The sequence below is a fragment of the Planosporangium spinosum genome, assembly GCF_049999945.1.
GTDB lineage: Bacteria > Actinomycetota > Actinomycetes > Mycobacteriales > Micromonosporaceae > Planosporangium > Planosporangium spinosum.
This window is the reverse complement of the sequence record NZ_JBLYUB010000012.1, coordinates 78,232-99,079: the sequence shown is the minus strand read 5'-3', so window position 1 is coordinate 99,079 and position 20,848 is coordinate 78,232. Positions and strand designations below refer to the sequence as shown.

General features: G+C 72.6%; 14 protein-coding genes. 9 read left to right on the top strand and 5 right to left on the bottom strand.

Translation table 11 applies throughout. The features are described from left to right. Window positions 1–73 precede the first annotated feature (73 nt). Complete coding sequence (locus ACNTMW_RS17635; RefSeq protein ID WP_426634737.1) at window positions 74–2,509, top strand: HelD family protein; 2,436 nt, start codon at window positions 74–76, stop codon at window positions 2,507–2,509. A gap of 43 nt (window positions 2,510–2,552) precedes the next feature. Here the strand turns inward: ACNTMW_RS17635 and ACNTMW_RS17630 are convergent, their stop codons facing one another. Next, window positions 2,553–2,963 (bottom strand): SCO5389 family protein, encoded by a 411-nt coding sequence (locus ACNTMW_RS17630; RefSeq protein WP_426634736.1) that lies wholly within the window; start codon window positions 2,961–2,963, stop codon window positions 2,553–2,555. A gap of 401 nt (window positions 2,964–3,364) precedes the next feature. Here ACNTMW_RS17630 and kdpF point away from each other — a divergent pair, with 401 nt between their 5' ends. The 8 genes from kdpF to ACNTMW_RS17590 all read left to right on the top strand — a co-directional run bounded on the left by kdpF (window position 3,365) and on the right by ACNTMW_RS17590 (window position 15,840). Beyond that, complete coding sequence (kdpF, locus tag ACNTMW_RS17625) at window positions 3,365–3,454, top strand: K(+)-transporting ATPase subunit F (protein WP_426634735.1); 90 nt, start codon at window positions 3,365–3,367, stop codon at window positions 3,452–3,454. Then, window positions 3,454–5,157 (top strand): potassium-transporting ATPase subunit KdpA, encoded by a 1,704-nt coding sequence (gene kdpA / locus ACNTMW_RS17620; RefSeq protein WP_426634734.1) that lies wholly within the window; start codon window positions 3,454–3,456, stop codon window positions 5,155–5,157. The genes kdpF and kdpA overlap by 1 nt, the downstream gene beginning before the upstream one ends. 20 nt (window positions 5,158–5,177) lie before the next feature. Continuing rightward, window positions 5,178–7,328 carry a potassium-transporting ATPase subunit KdpB gene (gene kdpB / locus ACNTMW_RS17615; RefSeq protein ID WP_426634733.1) on the top strand — a complete coding sequence of 717 codons (2,151 nt, stop codon included), beginning with the start codon at window positions 5,178–5,180 and terminating at the stop codon, window positions 7,326–7,328. A gap of 1 nt (window position 7,329) precedes the next feature. Continuing rightward, window positions 7,330–8,199 (top strand): potassium-transporting ATPase subunit C, encoded by an 870-nt coding sequence (locus ACNTMW_RS17610; protein ID WP_426634732.1) that lies wholly within the window; start codon window positions 7,330–7,332, stop codon window positions 8,197–8,199. 11 nt (window positions 8,200–8,210) lie between these two features. Beyond that, a complete protein-coding gene (locus ACNTMW_RS17605) occupies window positions 8,211–10,850 on the top strand; it encodes a sensor histidine kinase (RefSeq protein WP_426634731.1) in 2,640 nt (879 codons plus the stop codon). 184 nt (window positions 10,851–11,034) lie between these two features. Continuing rightward, on the top strand, window positions 11,035–12,987 hold the full coding sequence (locus ACNTMW_RS17600) for an APC family permease (RefSeq protein WP_426634730.1): 1,953 nt from the start codon (window positions 11,035–11,037) through the stop codon (window positions 12,985–12,987). Window positions 12,988–13,181: 194 nt separating this feature from the next. Beyond that, window positions 13,182–15,068 carry a glycoside hydrolase family 15 protein gene (locus ACNTMW_RS17595; RefSeq protein ID WP_426634729.1) on the top strand — a complete coding sequence of 629 codons (1,887 nt, stop codon included), beginning with the start codon at window positions 13,182–13,184 and terminating at the stop codon, window positions 15,066–15,068. Between the two features lie 145 nt (window positions 15,069–15,213). After that, window positions 15,214–15,840 carry an Rv1733c family protein gene (locus ACNTMW_RS17590; protein WP_426634728.1) on the top strand — a complete coding sequence of 209 codons (627 nt, stop codon included), beginning with the start codon at window positions 15,214–15,216 and terminating at the stop codon, window positions 15,838–15,840. A gap of 54 nt (window positions 15,841–15,894) precedes the next feature. On the opposite strand, the gene ACNTMW_RS17585 is transcribed toward ACNTMW_RS17590, so the two are convergent. From ACNTMW_RS17585 to ACNTMW_RS17570, 4 genes are all read right to left on the bottom strand, one after another. Continuing rightward, window positions 15,895–16,479, bottom strand: coding sequence for an SRPBCC family protein (locus ACNTMW_RS17585; protein WP_426634727.1), 585 nt, complete (start codon window positions 16,477–16,479; stop codon window positions 15,895–15,897). Between the two features lie 13 nt (window positions 16,480–16,492). Then, window positions 16,493–17,434: an FAD binding domain-containing protein gene (locus ACNTMW_RS17580; protein ID WP_426634726.1), complete on the bottom strand. Its 942-nt coding sequence runs from the start codon at window positions 17,432–17,434 to the stop codon at window positions 16,493–16,495. Beyond that, complete coding sequence (locus ACNTMW_RS17575) at window positions 17,431–19,848, bottom strand: xanthine dehydrogenase family protein molybdopterin-binding subunit (RefSeq protein ID WP_426634725.1); 2,418 nt, start codon at window positions 19,846–19,848, stop codon at window positions 17,431–17,433. The genes ACNTMW_RS17580 and ACNTMW_RS17575 overlap by 4 nt, the downstream gene beginning before the upstream one ends. Before the next feature lie 84 nt (window positions 19,849–19,932). After that, window positions 19,933–20,535: a (2Fe-2S)-binding protein gene (locus ACNTMW_RS17570; RefSeq protein ID WP_426634724.1), complete on the bottom strand. Its 603-nt coding sequence runs from the start codon at window positions 20,533–20,535 to the stop codon at window positions 19,933–19,935. Between the last annotated feature and the right edge of the window lie 313 nt (window positions 20,536–20,848).

The following is a 20,848-nucleotide window of genomic DNA, read 5'->3' as shown; positions in this document are numbered from 1 at the left end:
ACGGGTGTGACGCGCCCGGTACGCCGGAAGACACGCTATCTTTGGTCGTTCGGGCACAAAAAAAGAACGGCGTATGTGCCGTTCTTCAGCCAAATTTAGCGGACAGGGAGTCAGTTTGTCAAGCTTCGGCGCCTCCGACAATGACCGGACCGACGAGATCGGCCGGGAGCAGGAGTACGTGTCGATGCTGTACGGCCGGCTCGACCACCTGCGTGAGCAGGCGTCGAACCGGCTGGACGGCGCGCTGCGGACAGGTGGCGGGACGTTGCAGGCCCGGTCCGAGCGCGAGGCGGCCGTCACCATGTACACCGACCAGTTGGCCCAGCTGAGCGCCGTGGAGAACGGGCTGTGCTTCGGCCGGCTGGACTTCGACGGGGCCGAGCGCCGGTACATCGGCCGCATCGGGATCTTCGACGAGGCCGGGGACTACGAGCCGCTGCTGATGGACTGGCGGGCACCGGCCGCCCGGCCGTTCTACCTGGCCACCGCGGCGTCACCGGAGGGCGTACGGCGCCGCCGGCACATCCGTACCCGGCAGCGCCGGGTGGTCGGCCTCGACGACGAGGTGCTCGACCTCACCGCGCAGCGGTCCGGCGTGCACGAGGAGGTGACCGGCGAGGCGGCGCTGCTGGCCGCCCTGGACGCCAGCCGTACCGGCCGGATGCGCGACATCGTCGAGACCATCCAGGCCGAGCAGGACCGCATCATCCGCGCCGACCTGGCCGGGACCCTGGTCGTGCAGGGTGGCCCCGGCACGGGCAAGACGGCGGTCGCCCTGCACCGCGTGGCCTACCTGCTGTACACGTACCGTCAGCAGTTGTCGACGCGGGTCGTCCTGGTCGTCGGCCCGAACGAGACGTTCCTGCGGTACATCTCCCAGGTGTTGCCCTCGCTCGCGGAGACCGGCGTGCTGCTGGGCACCGTCGGCGACCTGTACCCCGGGGTCACCGCGCGGCGGGCCGAGCCGGCCGAGGCGGCCGAGATCAAGGGGCGGCTGGAGATGACCGACGTGCTGGCCGCCGCGATCCGGGACCGGCAGCGGGTACCCGAGACGTTCCTCGAGCTGGCCATCGACCGGGACGTGCTGCGACTGGACCGGGCGGTCTGCGAGGACGCGCGGGCCCGCGCCCGCACCTCCGGCAAGCTGCACAACCTGGCCCGGCCGATCTTCGAGACCGAGGTCATCCACGCGCTGTCGCTCCAGCTCGCCGAGAAGATCGGTGCCGACCCGTACGCCGACGACCCGCTCGGCGGCGACGACGCGCCCGGCGACCCGAACCTGCTGGCAGAGGCCGACCTCGCCGAGATCCGGCGGGAACTGCGCGAGGAACCGGAGGTACGGGCGGCGCTCGACTGGATGTGGCCGATCCTCACCCCGCAGCAGCTGCTCGGCGACCTGTACGCGTCCGACGAGCGGCTCGCCGCCGCGGCGCCGCGGCTCACCGACGCCGAACGGGGCCTGCTCCGCCGCGACCCCGGTGGCGGCTGGACGCCGGCCGACGTACCGCTGCTCGACGAGGCGGCCGAACTGCTCGGCGAGGACGGCCGGCCGGTCGACGCCCTGGCCGAGAAGCGGCGCCGCGAGCGGATCGCGTACGCCGAGGGCGCGCTCGAGATCATGTCGGGCTCGGCGTCGATGGACTTCGAGGACGAGGAGTCGGAGATCCTGGCCGCCACCGACCTGCTGGAGGCCGAGCGGCTCGCGGAGCGGCACGACGACTCCGCGTGGCTGACCCCGGCCGAGCGGGCGGCGGCCGACCGTCGGTGGGCGTTCGGCCACATCGTCGTCGACGAGGCACAGGAGCTGTCGCCGATGGCCTGGCGGCTGCTGATGCGGCGCTGCCCGAGCCGGTCGATGACCGTGGTCGGCGACGTGGCGCAGACCGGCGACCTGGCCGGCAGCTCGTCCTGGGCGCAGGCGCTCGAACCGTACGTGGACCACCGCTGGCGGCTGGAGGAGCTGACGGTCAACTACCGTACGCCGGCCGAGATCATGGCGGTCGGCGCGCGCCTGCTGGCCGACATCGACCCGGGCCTGCGGCCACCCCGCTCGGTCCGGTCGACCGGGGTGGAGCCCTGGCGGCTGCGCCTGGACCCCGACCGGCTGGCCGGTTGCCTCGTCGAGACGGTGCTCCGGGAGACCGCCGAGGTCACCGACGGCAGGATCGGGGTGATCGTTCCCGCCGGCCACGAGTACGAGCTGGGCACGGCCGTGACGAAGGCCGTGCCCGAGGCGGCCATCGGTGAGCAGGTCGACCTGGAGAGCCGGGTGGTCGTGTTGACCGTCCGCCAGGCCAAGGGGCTGGAGTTCGACTCGGTCCTGGTCGTCGAGCCCGCGGGCATCGTCGCCGAGTCGCCGCGCGGGTACAGCGACCTGTACGTGGCGCTCACCCGGGCGACGCAGCGCCTCGGCGTGCTGCACACGCGGCCGTTGCCGACGGGGCTGGAGGGCTTGCGGCCACTGCCGGACGAGGTCCTCACCGCCGCCGGCGGGGGACCGCGCGGCTGACCGCGTGGCGCGGCGCGACGGCGTGATCGGTCGGCGGCGCCGGTCAGCAGTCCCGTAGCCCCGTTGACTGGTTGAGCAGTTGGCCGCAGGGTGAGACGAAGCCGCGGTAGTCGGTGCCGTCCACTGCGGAGGGGGCGAACGCGGCGACCCGGTGGCAGTTCTGGAACGCCAGCTTCACGCCGAAGTGGCGTTCGAGGCCGCCGCGGATGGCATCGCTGGCCAGGGCGCGCAGCAGTTGGCCGCGCGCGTGTTCGCTGGGCGGCGGGACCGCGTGCTCGGCGAACGCGCCGCCGTGCCGGCGCAGGTCGGCGACGACCGTGGTGATGATGGTCCTTCCGCTCGGCGGCCGCGCGCGGGTGGTCCACAGCGGCGGGTGGCCCACGGCGGCCGATGACTCGACGGGTACGTCGGCCAGCCTGCCAACCCGCGGACCACGAGTCCATGCCGGTTGCACATCCGTGCGGTGATCCGGCGCCGGTTTCTGCGGTTGACGGGCGTCGGCGGGTTTTTCGGCAAGCCGTTCGGTGAGTTGTTCGGCATGGAGTCACCGACGTCTGGAGGGTTCCGGCGCTGGCGGCCGCGGCGGTGGACGGCGCGGCCACCGGCCCGACCCGGCGGCCCGTACCCGGCGCGCGGTCCCGGCGGTCATGCCAGATCCGGGCCCCGGCGTTGGCGCGGGCGCGGAGTCGGGCCGTGACCGGGTACCACCCGGGCCGGCCGCGGCCGGCCGCCACCGCGGGTCGCGGCCGGCCGGAGTCCGAGGAGGAGCGGCACCGTGGTTGACGTGCTGTTCGTACTGTTGACGCTGGCCGTGTTCGCCGGTCTGGCCCTCGTGGTGCGGGCGGTGGAGCGGCTGTGAACGTCGAGAACGCGGTCGGGCTGGTCCTCGCGGTGGGGTTGCTCGGGTACCTCGTGGTGGCCCTGTTGTTTCCGGAGCGCTTCTGATGAGCGACACGACGGCGGGCATGCTCTTCGTCGCCTCGCTGGTGATCGCCCTCGCGGTGGTCTACCGGCCGGTCGGCGACCACCTGTACCGCGTGTTCACCGGCCGGCGGCACCGGCGGGTGGAGCGCGCCGTCTACCGGCTGGTGGGCGTCGACCCCGACAGCGAGCAGACCTGGGGCGTGTACGCGCGGAGCGTGCTGGCCTTCTCCGCGGTGTCGGTGCTGCTGCTGTACACGCTCCAGCGGGTGCAGAACCACCTGTGGCTGTCGCTCGGTCGGCCGCCGGTGCCGGCCGACCAGGCCTGGAACACGGCCGCCAGCTTCGTGACCAACACCGACTGGCAGTCGTACGCCGGCGAGTCCACGATGGGCCATCTGGTCCAGATGAGCGGCCTGGCGGTGCAGAACTTCGCGTCCGCGGCGGTGGGCATCGCCGTGGCGGTGGCGCTGGTGCGTGGCTTCGCCCGGGGCTCCGACCGGTCCGGCCCGCGAGGTCCCGCACGGTCGCCCGGCCCGGTCGCCGCTGTGGTCGGCAACTTCTGGGTCGACCTGGTACGGGTCTGCCTGCGGGTCCTGCTCCCGGTCGCGGCGGTCGGCGCACTGGTGTTCGTGGGCGCGGGTATGGTGCAGAATCTGGCGAGCGGGCGCGACGTGCACACCGTGAGCGGCGCGACGCAGCACATTCCCGGCGGACCGGTGGCCAGCCAGGAGATCATCAAGGAGTTCGGCACCAACGGCGGCGGGTTCTACAACGCCAACAGCGCCCATCCGTTCGAGAACCCGACCGGCTGGACCAACTGGGTCGAGGTCTTCCTGCTGCTGGTGATCGCCTTCTCGTTACCGCGGGCGTTCGGCCGGATGGTCGGCAACCCCCGGCAGGGGCTCGCGATCGCGACCGTCATGGCGGTCCTGGCGCTCGCCAGCGTCGTCGCCGCCACCGCCTTCCAGTTGGCGCACCGCGGGACCGTGCCGCAGGCGGTGGGCGCGGCGGCCGAGGGTACCGAGGTGCGCTTCGGCGTGCCGCAGTCGGCGACGTTCGCGGCCGCGACCACGCTCACGTCGACCGGCGCGGTGGACTCGACGCACGGCTCGTACACCGCGCTGGGCGGAGCGGTGCTGCTGGGCAACATGATGCTGGGCGAGGTCGCGCCCGGTGGCGCCGGCTCCGGCCTGTACGGCATCCTGATCCTCGCCGTGCTCACGGTGTTCGTGGCCGGGCTGATGGTGGGGCGGACCCCGGAGTATCTGGGCAAGAAGATCGGCGCCCGCGAGGTCAAGCTCGCCTCGCTGTACTTCCTGACCACGCCGGCGCTGGTGCTGGTCGGCACCGCGGCGGCGATGGCACTGAGGTCCGCGCGGGCGTCGATGCTCAACGGCGGGCCGCACGGGCTGTCGGAGGTGCTCTACGCGTACACCTCGGCGGCCAACAACAACGGCTCGGCGTTCGCCGGCCTGAACGCCGACACCACCTGGTACAACACGACCCTCGGCGCGGTGATGCTGCTCGGCCGGCTGCTGCCGATCGTCTTCGTGCTCGGCCTGGCCGGCTCGCTCGCGGCCCAGCAGCCGGTACCGGCGTCGGCCGGCACCCTCAAGACCTATCAGCCCCTGTTCGTCGGCATGGTCGTCGGCGTCGTCCTCGTCCTGGTGGCGCTGACCTACCTGCCTGCCCTGGCGCTCGGTCCCCTCGCCGAGGGCCTGTGATGTCCCGGAGCGCTGCTGACATGTCGATCATCACGGAGCAGGGCGTGGCGCGACGGCCGCCCGCCGGTGGTCCGGGTCGGGTCCCCGGCGGCCTGCTCGACCCGCGGCAACTGGTCAGATCCCTGCCGGACGCGCTGCGCAAGCTGAACCCGGGCACGCTGTGGCACAACCCGGTGATGTTCATCGTCGAGGTCGGCTCGGTGTTCACCACCGTCCTCGCGATCGCCCATCCGACCGTGTTCGCGTGGCTGACCACCGGCTGGCTGTGGCTGACCGTGGTGTTCGCCAATCTCGCCGAGGCGGTCGCGGAGGGCCGGGGCAAGGCGCAGGCCGAGACGCTGCGCCGGGCCAAGCAGGGCACCATCGCGCGTCGACTGGCGGGCTGGGCGCCCGGCGGTGGACGCGTCGACGAGGAGTCGGTACCCGCGGCCGAACTCACGCTGGGCGATGTCGTCGTGGTCGAGGCGGGAGAGATCATCCCGGGTGACGGTGACGTGGTCGAGGGGATCGCCAGCGTCGACGAGTCCGCGATCACCGGCGAGTCCGCGCCGGTGATCCGCGAGTCCGGCGGGGACCGGTCGGCGGTCACCGGCGGCACCAAGGTGCTATCCGACCGGATCGTCGTGCGGATCACCCAGAAGCCGGGGGAGAGCTTCATCGACCGGATGATCGCCCTGGTCGAGGGCGCCAACCGGCAGAAGACCCCCAACGAGATCGCGCTGAACATCCTGCTCGTCGCGCTGACGATCATCTTCCTGCTCGCGGTCGCCACGCTGCAGCCGCTGGCGATCTACTCCAAGGACGTGCAGGCGTCCGCTCCGGACAGCCCGGCGCTGGACGCGCACGGGGTGACCGGCATCGTCCTCGTCTCGCTGCTGGTGTGCCTGATTCCCACCACGATCGGGGCGCTGCTGTCGGCGATCGGCATCGCCGGCATGGACCGGCTGGTGCAGCGTAACGTCCTGGCCATGTCCGGTCGCGCGGTCGAGGCGGCCGGCGACGTGAACACGCTGCTGCTGGACAAGACCGGCACCATCACGCTGGGCAACCGGCAGGCCGAGCGGTTCTCCCCGGTCGACGGCGTCGACGAGAAGGTGCTCGCCGACGCGGCGCAGCTGTCCAGCCTGGCCGACGAGACGCCGGAGGGCCGCTCGATCGTGGTGCACGCCAAGCAGCGCTACGGGCTGCGGGAACGGCAGATCCAGTGCGCGACCTGGGTGCCGTTCAGCGCCTCCACCCGCATGTCGGGCGTCGATCTCGACGAGGACGACGGTGTGCGCCGCATCCGCAAGGGCGCCTCCAGCGCGGTGTTGAAGTGGGTGCGGGACCACGGCGGACACACCACCGACCATGTCGCGACGGTCGTCGACGGGGTCTGCGCCGCCGGTGGCACACCGCTGGTGGTCGCGGAGTGGCGCGCCGGGCAGCCAGCCCGCTCCCTGGGCGTCATCGATCTCAAAGACGTGGTCAAGGCCGGTATGCGGGAGCGGTTCGACGCGATGCGCCGGATGGGCATCCGCACCGTGATGATCACCGGGGACAACCCGCTGACCGCCCGGGCCATCGCCGCCGAGGCCGGCGTGGACGACTTCCTCGCCGAGGCCAAGCCCGAGGACAAGATGGCGCTGATCAAACGCGAGCAGCAGGGCGGCAAGCTGGTCGCGATGACCGGCGACGGCACCAACGACGCCCCGGCCCTCGCGCAGGCCGACGTCGGGGTGGCCATGAACACCGGCACGTCGGCGGCCAAGGAGGCCGGCAACATGGTCGACCTGGACTCCGACCCGACCAAGCTGATCGAGATCGTCGAGATCGGCAAGCAGTTGCTGATCACCCGCGGGGCGCTGACCACGTTCTCGATCGCCAACGACATCGCCAAGTACTTCGCGATCATCCCGGCCATGTTCGCCGCCGTCTACCCGGGCCTGGAGCGGCTCAACGTCATGCGGCTGGCCAGCCCGACCTCGGCGGTCCTGTCCGCGGTCGTGTTCAACGCGCTCGTCATCGTCGCGCTGATCCCCCTCGCCCTGCGCGGCGTGCGGTACCGGCCCAGCAGCGCCGCCGCGATGCTGCGCCGCAACCTGCTCGTCTACGGAGTCGGTGGCGTCGTCGCCCCGTTCGCCGGCATCAAGCTCATCGACCTCGTCGTCCACCTCGTGCCGGGGATCTGACATGCGCCGCCCGTACTGGCTGGCCCAGCACCTCGCCGCGCTGCGTACGCTGCTGGTGCTCACCGCGCTCGTCGGCATCGCCTACCCCCTGGCCGTCACCGCCGTGGCCCGGCTGCCCGGGCTGGCCCACCACGCCGACGGGTCCCTGGTCACCGTCGGACACCGGGCCGTGGGTAGCGGGCTCATCGGCCAGTCGTTCACCGGCGCCGACGGCAGACCCCTCGTGCAGTACTTCCAGTCCCGCCCGTCGGCCGCCGGCAGCGGGGTCGGCTACGACCCGACCGCCAGCGGCGGATCCAACCTCGGACCGAACAACGTCATCGACCACGGCCCGGGCAGGCCCAGCCTGCTCACCCAGGTCTGCACGCGCTCCCACGCGATCGGAGCCCTGGAGCACGTCGACGGGCGCCGGCCGTACTGCACGATCGGCGGGGTCGGCGCGGTCCTGGCCGTGTACCGCCGCGACGGTCTGCGAGGCCCGGTCACCCGGGCCGTCAGCCTCAACGAGCCGTGCCCGGCGGTGCCGTTCACCGCGGCGTACCAGGGCGTGACCGTGGAGTGCGCCGAGCCGGGGGAGGACTACTCCCGCGGCGTGGCCACCCCGATCCGCGGCCCCGCGCCCGCCCGACCCGCCGTACCCGCCGACGCGGTCACCGCCAGCGGCAGCGGCCTCGACCCGCACATCAGCCCGGCATACGCGAAACTTCAGTCCGCCCGGATTGCGAGGGTACGGGGCACTACCGTTGACAATGTGCGGGAGGCGGTGGACCGGCACACCACCGGGCGGGATCTGGGTTTCCTGGGCGAGCCGGCCGTGCACGTGCTCGACCTCAACCTCGACCTCGACCGGACGTATCCGTACCGCGGCTAGGGGAGCGCGACATGGCGCGCGGACAACTTCGGGTCTACCTCGGGGCGGCACCCGGTGTGGGCAAGACGTACAAGATGCTCGAGGAGGGTCGGCGCCGGGCGGGACGCGGCACCGACGTGGTGGTCGGCCTGGTCGAGCCGCACGGCCGGCGCATCATCGAGGAGCTGGTCGACGGGCTGGAGGTGGTCCCGCGCAAGAAGGTCGTCTACCGCGGCGCGACCTTCACCGAGATGGACCTCGACGCGGTGCTCGCCCGCCGCCCCCAGGTCGCCCTGGTCGACGAGCTGGCGCACACCAACGTGCCGTCCGAGGGTGCCGGCGGTGGGAGTCACGGCGGGAACGCCAAGCGCTGGCAGGACATCGAGCAGCTGCTCGAAGCCGGCATCACGGTGGTCACCACACTCAACATCCAGCACCTGGAGTCGCTCAACGACGTCGTCGAGCAGATCACCGGTGTGGTGCAGCGCGAAACGATACCCGACGAGGTGGTGCGCCGGGCCGAGCAGATCGAACTGGTCGACATGACCCCCGAGGCGCTGCGGCGGCGGATGGCCCACGGCAACGTCTACCGTCCCGACAAGATCGAGGCGGCGCTCGGGAACTACTTCCGGGTCGGCAACCTGACCGCGCTGCGCGAGCTGGCGCTGCTCTGGGTGGTGGACAAGGTCGACGACCAGCTCGACCGCTACCGCGCCGGCCATCACATCGAGACCACCTGGGAGACGCGGGAACGGGTGGTCGTGGCGCTCACCGGCGGACCCGAAGGCGACACGCTCATCCGCCGGGCCGGCCGGATCGCGGCGCGTACCAAGGGGGCGGATCTGATGGCCGTCCACGTCGCCCGCAGCGACGGGCTGGCCGGCGCCCACCCCGCGCACCTGGCCCGGCAGCGGATGCTCGTCGAGGATCTCGGCGGTACCTACCACCAGGTCGTCGGTACCGACATCCCGGCCGCCCTGCTGGACTTCGCCCGCGGCGTCAACGCCACCCAGCTCGTCCTTGGCGCCAGCCGGCGCGGTCGGCTGGCGCAGATGCTCTCCCCGGGCGTCGGGGGCACCACCGCCGCCGAGTCCGGCCACATCGACGTCCATCTGGTCACCCACGAGGAGGCCAAGCGGGGACGCCGGCCGGTGCGGATCACCGCCGGGCTGACGACCGGACGCCGGCTCGCCGGCCTCGCCGTGGCGGCCGTCGGCCTGCCGCTGGTGACGCTGCTGCTCGACCGGCTGCGACCGACCCTGTCACCGGCCGACGACGTCCTCGCGTACCTGCTGGCCGTTCTCGCGGTCGCGCTGGTGGGTGGCCTCTACCCGGCCCTGCTCACGGCCGCCGCCGCGGTCGCCGTCCTCGACCGGTACTTCCTGCCGCCGGCCGGCACCGTCAGCGTCGGGCCGGCGAACCAGTTCGCGCTGGTGGCCTTCCTGGCCGTCGCGGTCGCCGTCAGTACGGTCGTGCACCTGGCGGCCCGCCGCACCGCGGAGGCCGCCCACGCCCGCGCCGAGGCCGAGACACTGTCCACGGTCGCCGGCAGCGTGCTGCGGGGCGAGCGGCCGCTGCAGGCGCTGCTCAAGCAGGTCCTGGAGACCTTCTCGCTGACCGGCGTGACGCTGCTGGAGCTGACGCCGGAGGCTCCGCCGACGCCCGACCAGCGGCACGAGCCGTCGGCCTGGCGGGTCGTGGCCTCCGTCGGCGGCCCGCCGTGCACGTCCCCCGACGAGGGCGACGCCGACGTGCCGATCGACGCCTGCCTCACCCTGGTGCTGCGCGGACACGCCCCGGACGCCGCCGACCGCCGGGTCCTCGAGGCGTTCGCCGCGCAGGCCGCGCTCGCGCTGCGGCAGGAGCGGCTGGCCCAGCAGGCCGCGGCGGTCCAGAGCCTGTCCGAGACGGACCGTACCCGGACCGCACTGCTCGGCGCGGTCCGCGACGAGGTGCGCGCCCCGCTGTCGTCGGCGCGGGCGGCCGTCGGCCGGCTGCGCCGTCGGGACGATTCCGCCGCCGACGCCGACCGCGCGTTGCTGCTCGCCAGCGCGGAGGAGAACCTGCGGCAGTTGGAACGGTCGGTGGAGGACCTGCTGGACCCCGACCGGCTGCAGGCGGGCGTCGTCGACCGGCGGCCCCGGCTGGTCAGCGTGGCGGAGGCGCTGCCGCGGGCGCTGGACCAGGTGGGCGAGGCCGGCCGTGGCGTCCGGGTCGAGGTCCCGGAGGAGGTGCCGGAGATCTACGCCGACCCGGCGCTGCTGGCCCGGGTACTGGTGAGCCTGATCGCCGACGCGGTCCACGCCAGTCCCCGGGACGAACCACCGGTCGTCGAGGTCAGAGAGCGGAGCGGGCAGGTCGAGGTACGTGTGATCGACCACCGGCCGGGTATCCCGGTCGCTGACCGGCAGAAGGTCGTCCTGCCCTGGGCACGGCCGGGTGACCGTGACAGCCAGCAGGAGAGCGGGCCGGGGCTCGCGTTGACGCGTGGCCTCGCGCAGGCGATGGGGGGCGACCTGCGTGACGAGGCCACGTCCGGCGGCGGGCTCACGCTGGCGCTGAGCCTGCCGGTGGCCGACCTGACCGACGGAGGCCAGCCACCACCCGATCTCGAGGTTCAGCGCGCCGACCCCGCCATCCTGGACCGGCTCGACACCTGGTCACGGCGGTGAACGCGGGAGAGCGGCGGTGGGCGTGGGGGCCGACCTACCTCGCCGAAACCCCCTACCTGCGGCAGTACCTGGCACGCCTGCGCCGCACGTTGGAGCCCGATCCGGCCCGGCCCGGCACCGGGTTACCGATGCCGGCCTGGGGTACAGGTTCCAGCCGTAGGCGCACGAGGAGCGGATCCGTGTCATGAGTCAGCCCGTCATCGAGGCCGCGCCGGCCGAACACCGGGCTGGTCTCCGCGGATGGCTGCTCGACGACCTCAACGAGGGCAAGTCCCCGGTCGAGGGTCCGCACGCCAAACCGGGCACCGTACACCAGCGGCCGTGGTGGCAGGTGATGTGCCTGACCGGGTTGGACTACTTCTCCACGCTCGGCTACCAGCCCGGCATCGCGGTCCTCGCCGCGGGGACGCTGGCCCCCCTCGCCACGCTGGTCCTCGTGGCACTGACCCTGGTCGGCGCGCTGCCGGTGTACCGGCGGGTCGCCGAGGCCAGCCCGCACGGGCAGGGTTCGATCGCGATGCTGGAGCGGCTGCTGCCCCGGTGGCTCGGCAAGTTCCTGGTGCTGGCGCTGCTCGGGTTCGCCGCGACCGACTTCATCATCACGATCACCCTGTCGGCGGCGGACGCGACCGCGCACGTGCTGGAGAACCCGTACGCCCCGCACGCCCTGCACGGCCACCAGGTGGGGGTGACCCTGGTGTTCATCGCCCTGCTGGGTGCGGTGTTCCTGAAGGGCTTCCGGGAGGCCATCGGCATCGCGGTCGTCCTGGTCGGCGTCTACCTCACGCTCAACACGATCGTGATCGCGGTCGCGCTGCAGCACATCGCCGGCCAGCCCCACGTGGTGGCGGCGTGGCGGAGACTGCTGGTCGCGGAGTACCCCAGCCCGCTGGCGATGGCGGTGGTGGCGCTGCTGGTCTTCCCGCGGCTGGCGCTGGGGCTGTCGGGATTCGAGACCGGGGTCGCGGTGATGCCGCTGATCCGTACCCACGGCCCGGACGACCTGCGGGGACGGATCACCGGCGCGCACCGGCTGCTGACCACGGCCGCGTTGATCATGAGCGGTTTCCTGATCACCAGTAGCGTGGTGACGACCATGCTCATCCCGCACCGGGAGTTCCGGCTGGGTGGTGCCGCGTACGGGCGGGCCCTGGCGTACCTGGCGCACGAGTACCTGGGCAACGGCTTCGGTACCGTGTACGACGTCAGCACGGTGCTGATCCTGTGGTTCGCCGGGGCGTCCGCGATGGCGGGCCTGCTCAATCTGATCCCGAAGTACCTGCCGCGCTACGGCATGGCGCCGACCTGGACCCGGGCGGTCCGGCCGCTGGTGCTGGTCCTCACCGCCGTCGCGTTCGCGGTGACCGTGTCGTTCCGGGCCGAGGTCAACGCCCAGGGCGGGGCGTACGCGACCGGTGTCCTGGTGCTGATCACCTCGGCGGCGGTCGCGGTCACGCTGTCGGCGCGGCGGCGCGGCCGGCACTGGCTGACGGTCGCCTTCGGCGCCGTGACCCTCGTGTTCGTCTACACCACGATCACCAACATCGTCGAGCGGCCCGACGGCGTGAAGATCGCTTCACTGTTCATCGCCGGGATCGTCCTGCTCTCGGTGCTGTCGCGGATCCTGCGGGTGACCGAGCTGCGCGCCACCGGCGTCGAGATGGACGACCTGGCCCGGCAGTTCATCGAGGACGCCGCGGCGTCCGGAAGGATCCGCCTCATCGCCAACGAGCCGGATGCCCGGGACGAGATCGAGTACCGGCTCAAGGAGGCCGAGCAGCGCCGCGACGCCGGCATCCCCGACCGCGACCCGGTGCTGTTCGTCGAGGTCAAGGTCAACGACCCGTCGGAGTTCGAGGCGCCGCTGCGGGTGCGCGGGGAGGAGCGGCACGGCGCCCGCATCCTGCACGTGGAGGGCTCGTCCATCCCCAACGCCATCGCGGCCCTGCTACTGGCGATCCGGGACATGACCGGCAAGCAGCCGCACGTGTACTTCAACTGGACCGAGGGCAACCCGGTGGTCTACCTGCTGCGGTACCTGGTCTTCGGGGAGGGTGAGATCGCTCCGATCACGCGTGAGGTGCTGCGCGAGGCCGAGCACGACTTCCGTCGCCGGCCGATGGTCCACGTCGGCTGAGCGGCTGCGTGCGCCCGCACCGGCGGACCCGGGACGTGGCGCGGTCGCGTACCGGCGGCCGGCGGAGACGTTTCGGAACGGCAGAAATGGTGAGAGGCCCTGGTGACCCGGACCGGGAGTGCCGTGGCCTGTCGTCAGGGGAGAATCTCGTGGCTGTCGCGCCAGCGGAATCACTGGCTGAGCACCGTCCATTCATGCGCCGCGAGGCAGGGCTGCAGTCCCCCTTCCCCCCGATCGCCGACTACGGCTTCCTGTCCGACTGCGAGACGACGGCACTGGTCGCGCCGAGCGGCAACGTCGAGTGGCTGTGCCTGCCGCGGATGGACTCGCCGAGCGTGTTCGCCGCGATCCTCGACCGGGACGCCGGTGGGTTCCGGCTGGGACCGGCCGAGGTACTGGTGCCGGCGGACCGCCGGTACCTGCCCGGAACGATGGTCCTGGAGACCAGTTGGGGCACGGCGACCGGCTGGATCATCACCCGTGACGTCCTGCTGATCGGGCCGTGGCACCACGAGCACGAGCTGTCGCACACCCACCGCCGGGCACCCACCGACTACGACGCCGACCACGTCCTGCTGCGGACGGTCCGGTGCGTGTCCGGCGAGGTGCAGGTGACGCTGGAGTGCGAGCCGGTGTTCGACTACGGCCGGCACGGCGCGCGCTGGTCGTACACCGACCGGATCTACCACCAGGGCGTGGCGCGCGCCGAGGGTGCCGACGTCGCGCTGACCCTGACCACCGACATGCGGCTGGGGTTCGAGGGCGGCCGGGCCACCGCGCGCACCCTGCTCAAGGAGGGCGAGACCCGCTTCTGTGCCCTGACCTGGACCGAACACCCGCCGCCCTACACGTACGAGGAGGCGCAGCGGCGCCTGACCTGGACCGCCCACCACTGGCAGCACTGGCTCGCCCGGGGCAACTTCCCCGACCACCGGTTCCGCAGCTTCCTGGAGCGCAGCGCGCTGACCCTCAAGGGTCTCACCTTCGCGCCCACCGGCGCGCTCGCCGCCGCGGCGACCACGTCGCTACCGGAGACTCCCGGCGGCAACCGCAACTGGGACTACCGGTTCAGCTGGATCCGGGACGCCACGTTCGCGCTGTGGGGGCTGTACACGCTGGGCTTCGACTGGGAGGCCAACGACTTCTTCTACTTCATCGCCGACGTCGCCGAGCGCGACCAGGACCTGCAGATCATGTACGGCATCAGCGGCGAGCGCGATCTCCACGAGACGATCCTCGACCACCTGCACGGGTACGAGGGGGCGCGGCCGGTACGGGTGGGCAACGACGCGTACCACCACCGGCAGAACGACGTGTGGGGTGCGGTGCTCGACGCCGTGTATCTGCACACCAAGTCGCGCGACCGGCTCGACGAGCGGATCTGGCGGATCCTGAGACGCCAGGTGGAGAACGCCATCACGCACTGGAAGGAGCCCGATCGCGGCATCTGGGAGGTACGCGGCGAGCCCAAGCACTTCACCTCATCGAAGGTGATGTGCTGGGTCGCGGTCGACCGCGGGGCACGACTGGCCCGGATCCGCGAGGACCACGCGCTCGCCGCGCGCTGGCAGAAGATCGCTGACGAGATCCACGCCGACGTGTGCGCCCACGCGGTCGACGAGCGCGGGGTGTTCACCGCGCACTACGACACCGACGAGTTGGACTCCTCGGTCCTGCTCATCCCGCTCATGGGGTTCCTGCCGCCGACCGACCCGCGGGTGCGCGCCACCGTCTTCGCGATCGCCGACGAGCTCACCGTCGACGAGATGGTGCTGCGGTACCGCCCCGAGAAGACCGACGAGGGACTCGACGACGTCGGCGAGGAGGGTACGTTCACGATCTGCTCGTTCTGGCTGGTCTCGGCGTTCACGCTGATCGGCGAGCACGCGCGGGCCCGGCGGCTGTGCCAGAAGCTGCTGTCGTTCGCCGGCCCGCTGGGCCTGTACGCCGAGGAGATCGACCCGCGCAGCGGCCGGCATCTCGGCAACTTCCCGCAGGCGTTCACCCACCTCGCGCTGATCAACGCCGTGTTCCACGTGATCGACGTGGAGCAGCGCGAGGGCGCACCGATGTTCCCGTGATCCGACGTTCGGGTGACCCCGGTGTCGGCGCTACCCGGTGTCGGCGTCACCAGGTGCCGGCGGGACCCGGTGGGTGCGGTCGGCATCAGGGCGGCGAAGCTGGGTATCGACCGGAGGACGGGCGTGACAAACCCGGGAGATCGTCATGTCGCTGGCAGATCGGACCCTGCGCCGCATCGGTCTGGACAGCAACCCGTTGCGCCGGACCATCGACCGGGTCGAAGCCTGGATCACGATCGTGATCGTGATCGTCACCCTGCTCGTCCTGCCGGCGACGGTCTGGTTCACGGCCAGGGCGACGTACGCCGCCGGGGTGCGAACCGAGCAGACCGAACGGGCACACCGGTACCGGACCCAGGCGACACTGCTGGCCGATGCCGGCTCCGGGCCCGCCTCCGACGCGTCGCCCGCTCCGCGCGGACCGGCACCGAGCCGGGCGGGTACCTCGGCCACCGGTGTGCGGACACCGGTGCGCTGGGCGGGGGTGGACGGCAGCGCGCATCGCGGCTCGGTCCTGGTCGACGAGCGGGCGCGGGCTGGCGAGTGGGTACCGGTGTGGACCGACGCGCGGGGTACCCTCGTGGACCCGCCGCAGCAGCGGGCGCAGACCTGCGTGAACGCCGCCGCGGCGGCGGTACTGGCGGGGGTGGGGGCCGGGTTGGTGGCCGCGGCCCTGCGGCTCGGGGTGCACCGGGCGCTCGACGCCCGCCGGATGGCGCGGTGGGGGGAAGCGTGGTGGCAGTTCGAGCCGCGCTGGACGGGCCGGTCGTGAGGGCCGGCCGGTCGTCAGGTCCGCCGGCTCCCCGCGCCGGATCGTGTCGAGGTGTCACCGGCCCAGCCAGCGGACAGTGACCCACGCGAGCGCCGCGAGCACTCCGGCGCCGAGCGCGTACGCACCCAGCCTGCGTGCCGTAGTGGTGCTGCCGGTGAGCTTGAACAGGTCGATCGGCTCGGCCTCGGCGAGTGCCGGGGCGGGCGCGGGCGTCGGTTCGGGCGCGGCCAGCGTGCGGGCCAGGCAGTCGGCGAACTGGCCGATCAGCTTGCCCCCGACGTCCGCGATCATCCCCCGCCCGAATTGCGCCGGCCGCCCGGTGACGGACAGGTCGGTGTCCACCGCGACGCGGGTGGCGCCGCCGTCGGCGGCCAGGACCGCCGTCACCGTGGCGGTGGCGGTACCCGCCGACCGGGTGTCCCGGCCGCTGGCGGAGATCACGACCCGGCGGCCCGTCTCGTCGCGTTCGACGAAGTGACCCTTGCCCTGGTAGGTCAGCGCGATCGGACCGAGTTTGACCTTGACCGTACCGGTGAACGTGTCGCCGTCGACGCCGGTGAGCGTCGCGCCCGGCATGCAGGGCGCCACCCGGGGCAGGTCGAGGAGGATCTCCCAGGCCTGGTCGACCGGTACCGGCACGGTGAAACTGTGCTCAAGCCGCATCGGCCCGCCCCGACGCCGTACCGTTGTCCACGCCGCCCGGAGGTCTGCCGCCCGCCGGGGCAGCGCCGACGGCTCCGTCATCCGGTCCGCCCAGCGCGGCGAGGACCGCCCGGCCGGTGAGTACCCGCGCCAGGTGGCTGCGGTACTCGGCGGAGGCGGACAGGTCACCGGTCGGCCCGGTGCCCTCGGCGGCGTGCGCGGCGGCCGCCCGCACCGCCGCGGGGTCGACAGCGCAGCCGGTGAGCGCGGCCTCCACGGCGGCGGCGCGGACCGGCGTGGTGGCCATGTTCGTCAGCGCCACGCGCGCCTCGGCGATCCGCCCGTCGGCGCGGCGCACCATCGCCGCCACGCCGACCAGCGCCCAGCCCTGGGCGACCCGGCTGAACTTCTCGTAATGGGTCGACCAGCCCTCGCGCTTGGGGATGTGGACGGCCACCAGGACCTCACCGGGCTCCAGCACGGTCGTCAGGTAGTCGACGAAGAAGTCGGCCGCCGCCACGGTGCGCCGGCCGGCCGGGCCGGCGATCTCCAGGGTCGCGTCCAGTGCGACCGCCACCGCGGGCAGGTCGCCGGCGGGGTCGGCGTGCGCCAACGCGCCGCCGAGGGTGCCGCGGTGGCGTACCTGCCGGTCCGCGACCGTCGCCGTGGCCTGCGCCAGCAGCGGGGCGTACCGGTCGACCAGCGGGTCGGCGAGCACCGACGCGTGGGTCGTCATGGCCCCGACGACCAGCGCGTCGCCGCCGTCGCGGATCCCGCGCAGCTCGGCGAGACCGCCGAGGTCGACCACGAGGGTCGGCGCGGCCAGCCGCAGCCGCAGCAGCGGGATGAGGCTCTGGCCACCGGCGAGTACCTTCGCGTCCTCGTCGGCGAGCGCCGCCACCGCCTCGTCCACGCTCGCCGGGCGGGTGTAGTCGAACGCCGCCGGGATCATGAGACACCTTCCGTGGTTTCGTGGCTCGCGACTGCGGGGCTCGTAAGCTCAGCGCCCGCGGCGATGGCCCGCCACACCCGCTCCGGGGTGCACGGCATCGGCACGTCGGTGACGCCGTACGGACGCAGAGCGTCCACGATGGCGTTGACCACGGCCGGGGTGGACGCGATGGTGCCCGCCTCGCCGACGCCCTTGGTGCCGAGCGGGTGGTCCGGTGCCGGGCTCTCGGTCCGGTCGGTGACGATGTCGCCGAGGTCGGCCGGGCTGGGCAGGGTGTAGTCGACGAAGGTCCCGGACAGCAGGTTGCCGTCGGCGTCGTAGACGGCCTCCTCGAACAGCGCCTGCGCGATGCCCTGGGCGACACCGCCGTGCACCTGGCCCTCCACGATCAGCGGGTTGACGACCCGGCCGACGTCGTCGACGGCCACGTACTCCCGGATCGCCACCCGGCCGGTCTCGGTGTCGACCTCGACCGCGCACAGATGGGTGCCGTGCGGGAACGAGAAGTTGACCGGGTCGTACACGGCGTCGGCGTCCAGGGTCGGCTCGATGCCGTCGGGCAGGTCGTGCGCGGCGAAGACGGCCAGGGCGCAGTCGGCGAGGCTTCTGCCACCGTCGGGGTGGCCGCGCACCCGGAACCTGCCCTGTGCGAACTCCAGGTCGGCCGGGTCGCACTCGAGCAGGTGCGCGGCGATCGGCCTGGCCTTGTCGACGACCTTCCGGCATGCGTGGTACAGCGCGATCCCGCCCACGGCCAGGGACCGGGAACCGTAGGTGTCCAGGCCCTTGTACGAGGTACGGGTGTCGCCGTGCAGCACCTCGACGTCGTCGAAGGCGACACCCAGCTGGTCGGCGACGATCTGGCTCCACGCGGTCTCGTGCCCCTGGCCGTGCGGTGACGTACCGGTGACCACCTCGACCTTGCCGCTGGGCAGCATCCGGATGCTCGCGGTCTCCCAGCCGCCGGCGCCGTAGCGCAGGCTGCCGAGCACCCGCGACGGCGCCAGGCCGCACATCTCGGTGTACGTGGACACCCCGATGCCGAGCTGCACCGGGTCGCCGGCCTCGCGCCGCCGCGCCTGTTCGCGTCGGAGTTCGTCGTAGCCCAGTAGGTCGAGGGCGCGCGCCGTGGCGGCGGAGTAGTCGCCGGAGTCGTAGGTCAACCCGGCGACCGTGGTGTACGGGAACTCGTCGGCGTTGATCCAGTTGCGCCGGCGCACCTCGATCGGATCCAGGCCGACCTCGACGGCCAGCTCGTCCATGATCCGCTCGATCGCGTAGGTGGCCTCGGGGCGGCCGGCGCCCCGGTACGCGTCGGTGAACGTGGTGTTGGTGAACACCCCGGTGCACTCGAACCGGTACGCCGGGAACGTGTAGATCGCGTTGTACATGAACGCGCCGAGCAGCGGCACGCCCGGCGTGACCAGGCCGAGGTAGGCACCCATGTTGGCGAGCAGCCGCACCCGCAGGCCGAGGACGGTGCCGTCGCGGCGGGCGGCCAGCTCCAGGTCCTGGATCATGTCCCGGCCGTGGTGGGCCGAGAGGAGGCTGTCGGAGCGGGACTCGGTGTACTTGACCGGCTTGCCCAGCCGCTTCGCCGCCACGAAGGCGATTAGCTCCTCCGGCGTGACCTGGAGCTTGCCGCCGAAGCCCCCGCCCACGTCGGGGGCGACCACGCGCACCTTGTGCTCCGGTGTGCCGGTGACCACCGACATCAAAAAGCGCAGGATGTGTGGGATCTGGGTGGCCGACCAGATGGTGTACTGGTCGCCGGTCGGGTCGACCACCACGCTGCGCGGCTCCATGAACGCCGGGATCAGCCGCTGCTGCCGGTACCTCCGCGTGATCACCACCTCGGCGTCGGCGAAGGCCGCGTCGACCGCGCCGCCGGTGCCGGCGTCGGCCGAGTCGAACACCCAGGTGTACGCGCGGTTGGTGCCCTTGTCCGAGTGGACCAGCCCGGCGTCGCCGGCCAACGCCGACTCCAGGTCGACCACCACGTCCAGGGGCTCGTAGTCCACCTCGACGGCTGCCGTGGCGTCGAGCGCGGCGGCCCGTGACCGGGCCACCACGACCGCGACCGGTTCGCCGACGTGGCGTACCTCGTCGACGGCGATCGGCGGGTGGTCGGGGTGCACCATGTCCTCGGTTACCGGCCAGGCGCAGGGCAGGCTGCCCTGGACGTCGGCGACGTCGCGCCCGCTGAACGCGGCCACCACGCCGGGTTCGCGCAGCGCGGCGCTGGTGTCGACCCTGGTGATCTTCGCGTGGGCCAGGGGAGCCCGAACGATCGCCAGGTGCAACATGCCTGGCAGGACGACGTTCTCCGTCCACATGGTACGGCCGGTGATCAGCCGGGCGTCCTCCTTGCGGCGCCGGGGCGAGCCGACCTCACGCTCTTCCGTCACGGTCATGCGCCCACCTCGCTTCGCTCGGTGTGGACATGACGGTCGCTGTGTTTCATGGTGTCCTCGCTTCGCTCGGCCACAGCCACCTCCTCACGGCACCGGTTGGAGGACGGCTTCGTCGGGTACCTCCTCGGGCGGCAGACCGCCGTCCGGCGTGGCCGCATCGACCGCCGCGGGAGTCGGCGCCGCCGGCTGCGCGGACGCACCCGAAGCCCGGACGGCGGCCGCCGCGTCACGGACGGCGCGCACGATGTTCTGGTAGCCGGTGCACCGGCACAGGTTGCCCTCGAGCCCCGCGCGGATCTCGGCGTCGGTGGGGTCGGGGTTCTCGCTGAGCAGGTCGACCGCGGCCATGATCATTCCTGGGGTGCAGAACCCGCACTGGAGGGCGTGGCGGTCGTGGAAGGCCCGCTGTACCGGGTGCAGACCGCTGTCCGGGCCGGCGAGGCCCTCGATGGTGGTGATCTCCCGGCCATCGGCCTGTACCGCCAGGACCGAGCAGCTCTTCACTCCGACCAGCCGGCCGTCGGGGTCGGACATCAGCACGGTGCAGGCGCCACAGTTGCTGGTGTCGCAGCCGACCACCGTGCCGACCTTGCCGAGCTGTTCCCGAAGATGGTGGACGAGAAGGGTACGGGGTTCGACGTCGTCGTCGTAGCGAACGCCGTCGACCGTGACACTGATCCGGGTCACGAAGCCTCCCGGCTTTCGAGGGTTCGCTGCGTCCGGGTGCGGGCGCAGCCACGGCGCTCCCGTTCGGCGCAGCCGCCGTGCCCGTTCGGCGCGAGCCGCTGTGCCCCCGTCCGGCGTGGCCGAGCGGGCGGAAGGGGCGCGCAAGCCCCCGGCGCCCTCGCCTCCTGCGCGCCTCCTCTCGCTGCCGGCTGCTTCGCACGTCGGTGTCCGTCACCGCCGACCTCGTGGCATGGCGGCGTCTGGCGCCGCCGGCCACGGAGCGGGTCGGTGTCCGCACGCCGACGAGGCGTCGAAGGTCATCGTTGCGCGCTGC

Coding starts and splice junctions, on each gene's coding strand:
- ACNTMW_RS17635 (WP_426634737.1), top strand. CDS start 74: ATGTGCCGTTCTTCAGCCAAATTTAGCGGACAGGGAGTCAGTTTGTCA.
- kdpA (WP_426634734.1), top strand. CDS start 3,454: ATGAGCGACACGACGGCGGGCATGCTCTTCGTCGCCTCGCTGGTGATC.
- kdpB (WP_426634733.1), top strand. CDS start 5,178: ATGTCGATCATCACGGAGCAGGGCGTGGCGCGACGGCCGCCCGCCGGT.
- ACNTMW_RS17610 (WP_426634732.1), top strand. CDS start 7,330: ATGCGCCGCCCGTACTGGCTGGCCCAGCACCTCGCCGCGCTGCGTACG.
- ACNTMW_RS17605 (WP_426634731.1), top strand. CDS start 8,211: ATGGCGCGCGGACAACTTCGGGTCTACCTCGGGGCGGCACCCGGTGTG.
- ACNTMW_RS17600 (WP_426634730.1), top strand. CDS start 11,035: ATGAGTCAGCCCGTCATCGAGGCCGCGCCGGCCGAACACCGGGCTGGT.
- ACNTMW_RS17595 (WP_426634729.1), top strand. CDS start 13,182: ATGCGCCGCGAGGCAGGGCTGCAGTCCCCCTTCCCCCCGATCGCCGAC.
- ACNTMW_RS17590 (WP_426634728.1), top strand. CDS start 15,214: ATGTCGCTGGCAGATCGGACCCTGCGCCGCATCGGTCTGGACAGCAAC.
- ACNTMW_RS17580 (WP_426634726.1), bottom strand. CDS start 17,434: ATGATCCCGGCGGCGTTCGACTACACCCGCCCGGCGAGCGTGGACGAG.
- ACNTMW_RS17575 (WP_426634725.1), bottom strand. CDS start 19,848: ATGACCGTGACGGAAGAGCGTGAGGTCGGCTCGCCCCGGCGCCGCAAG.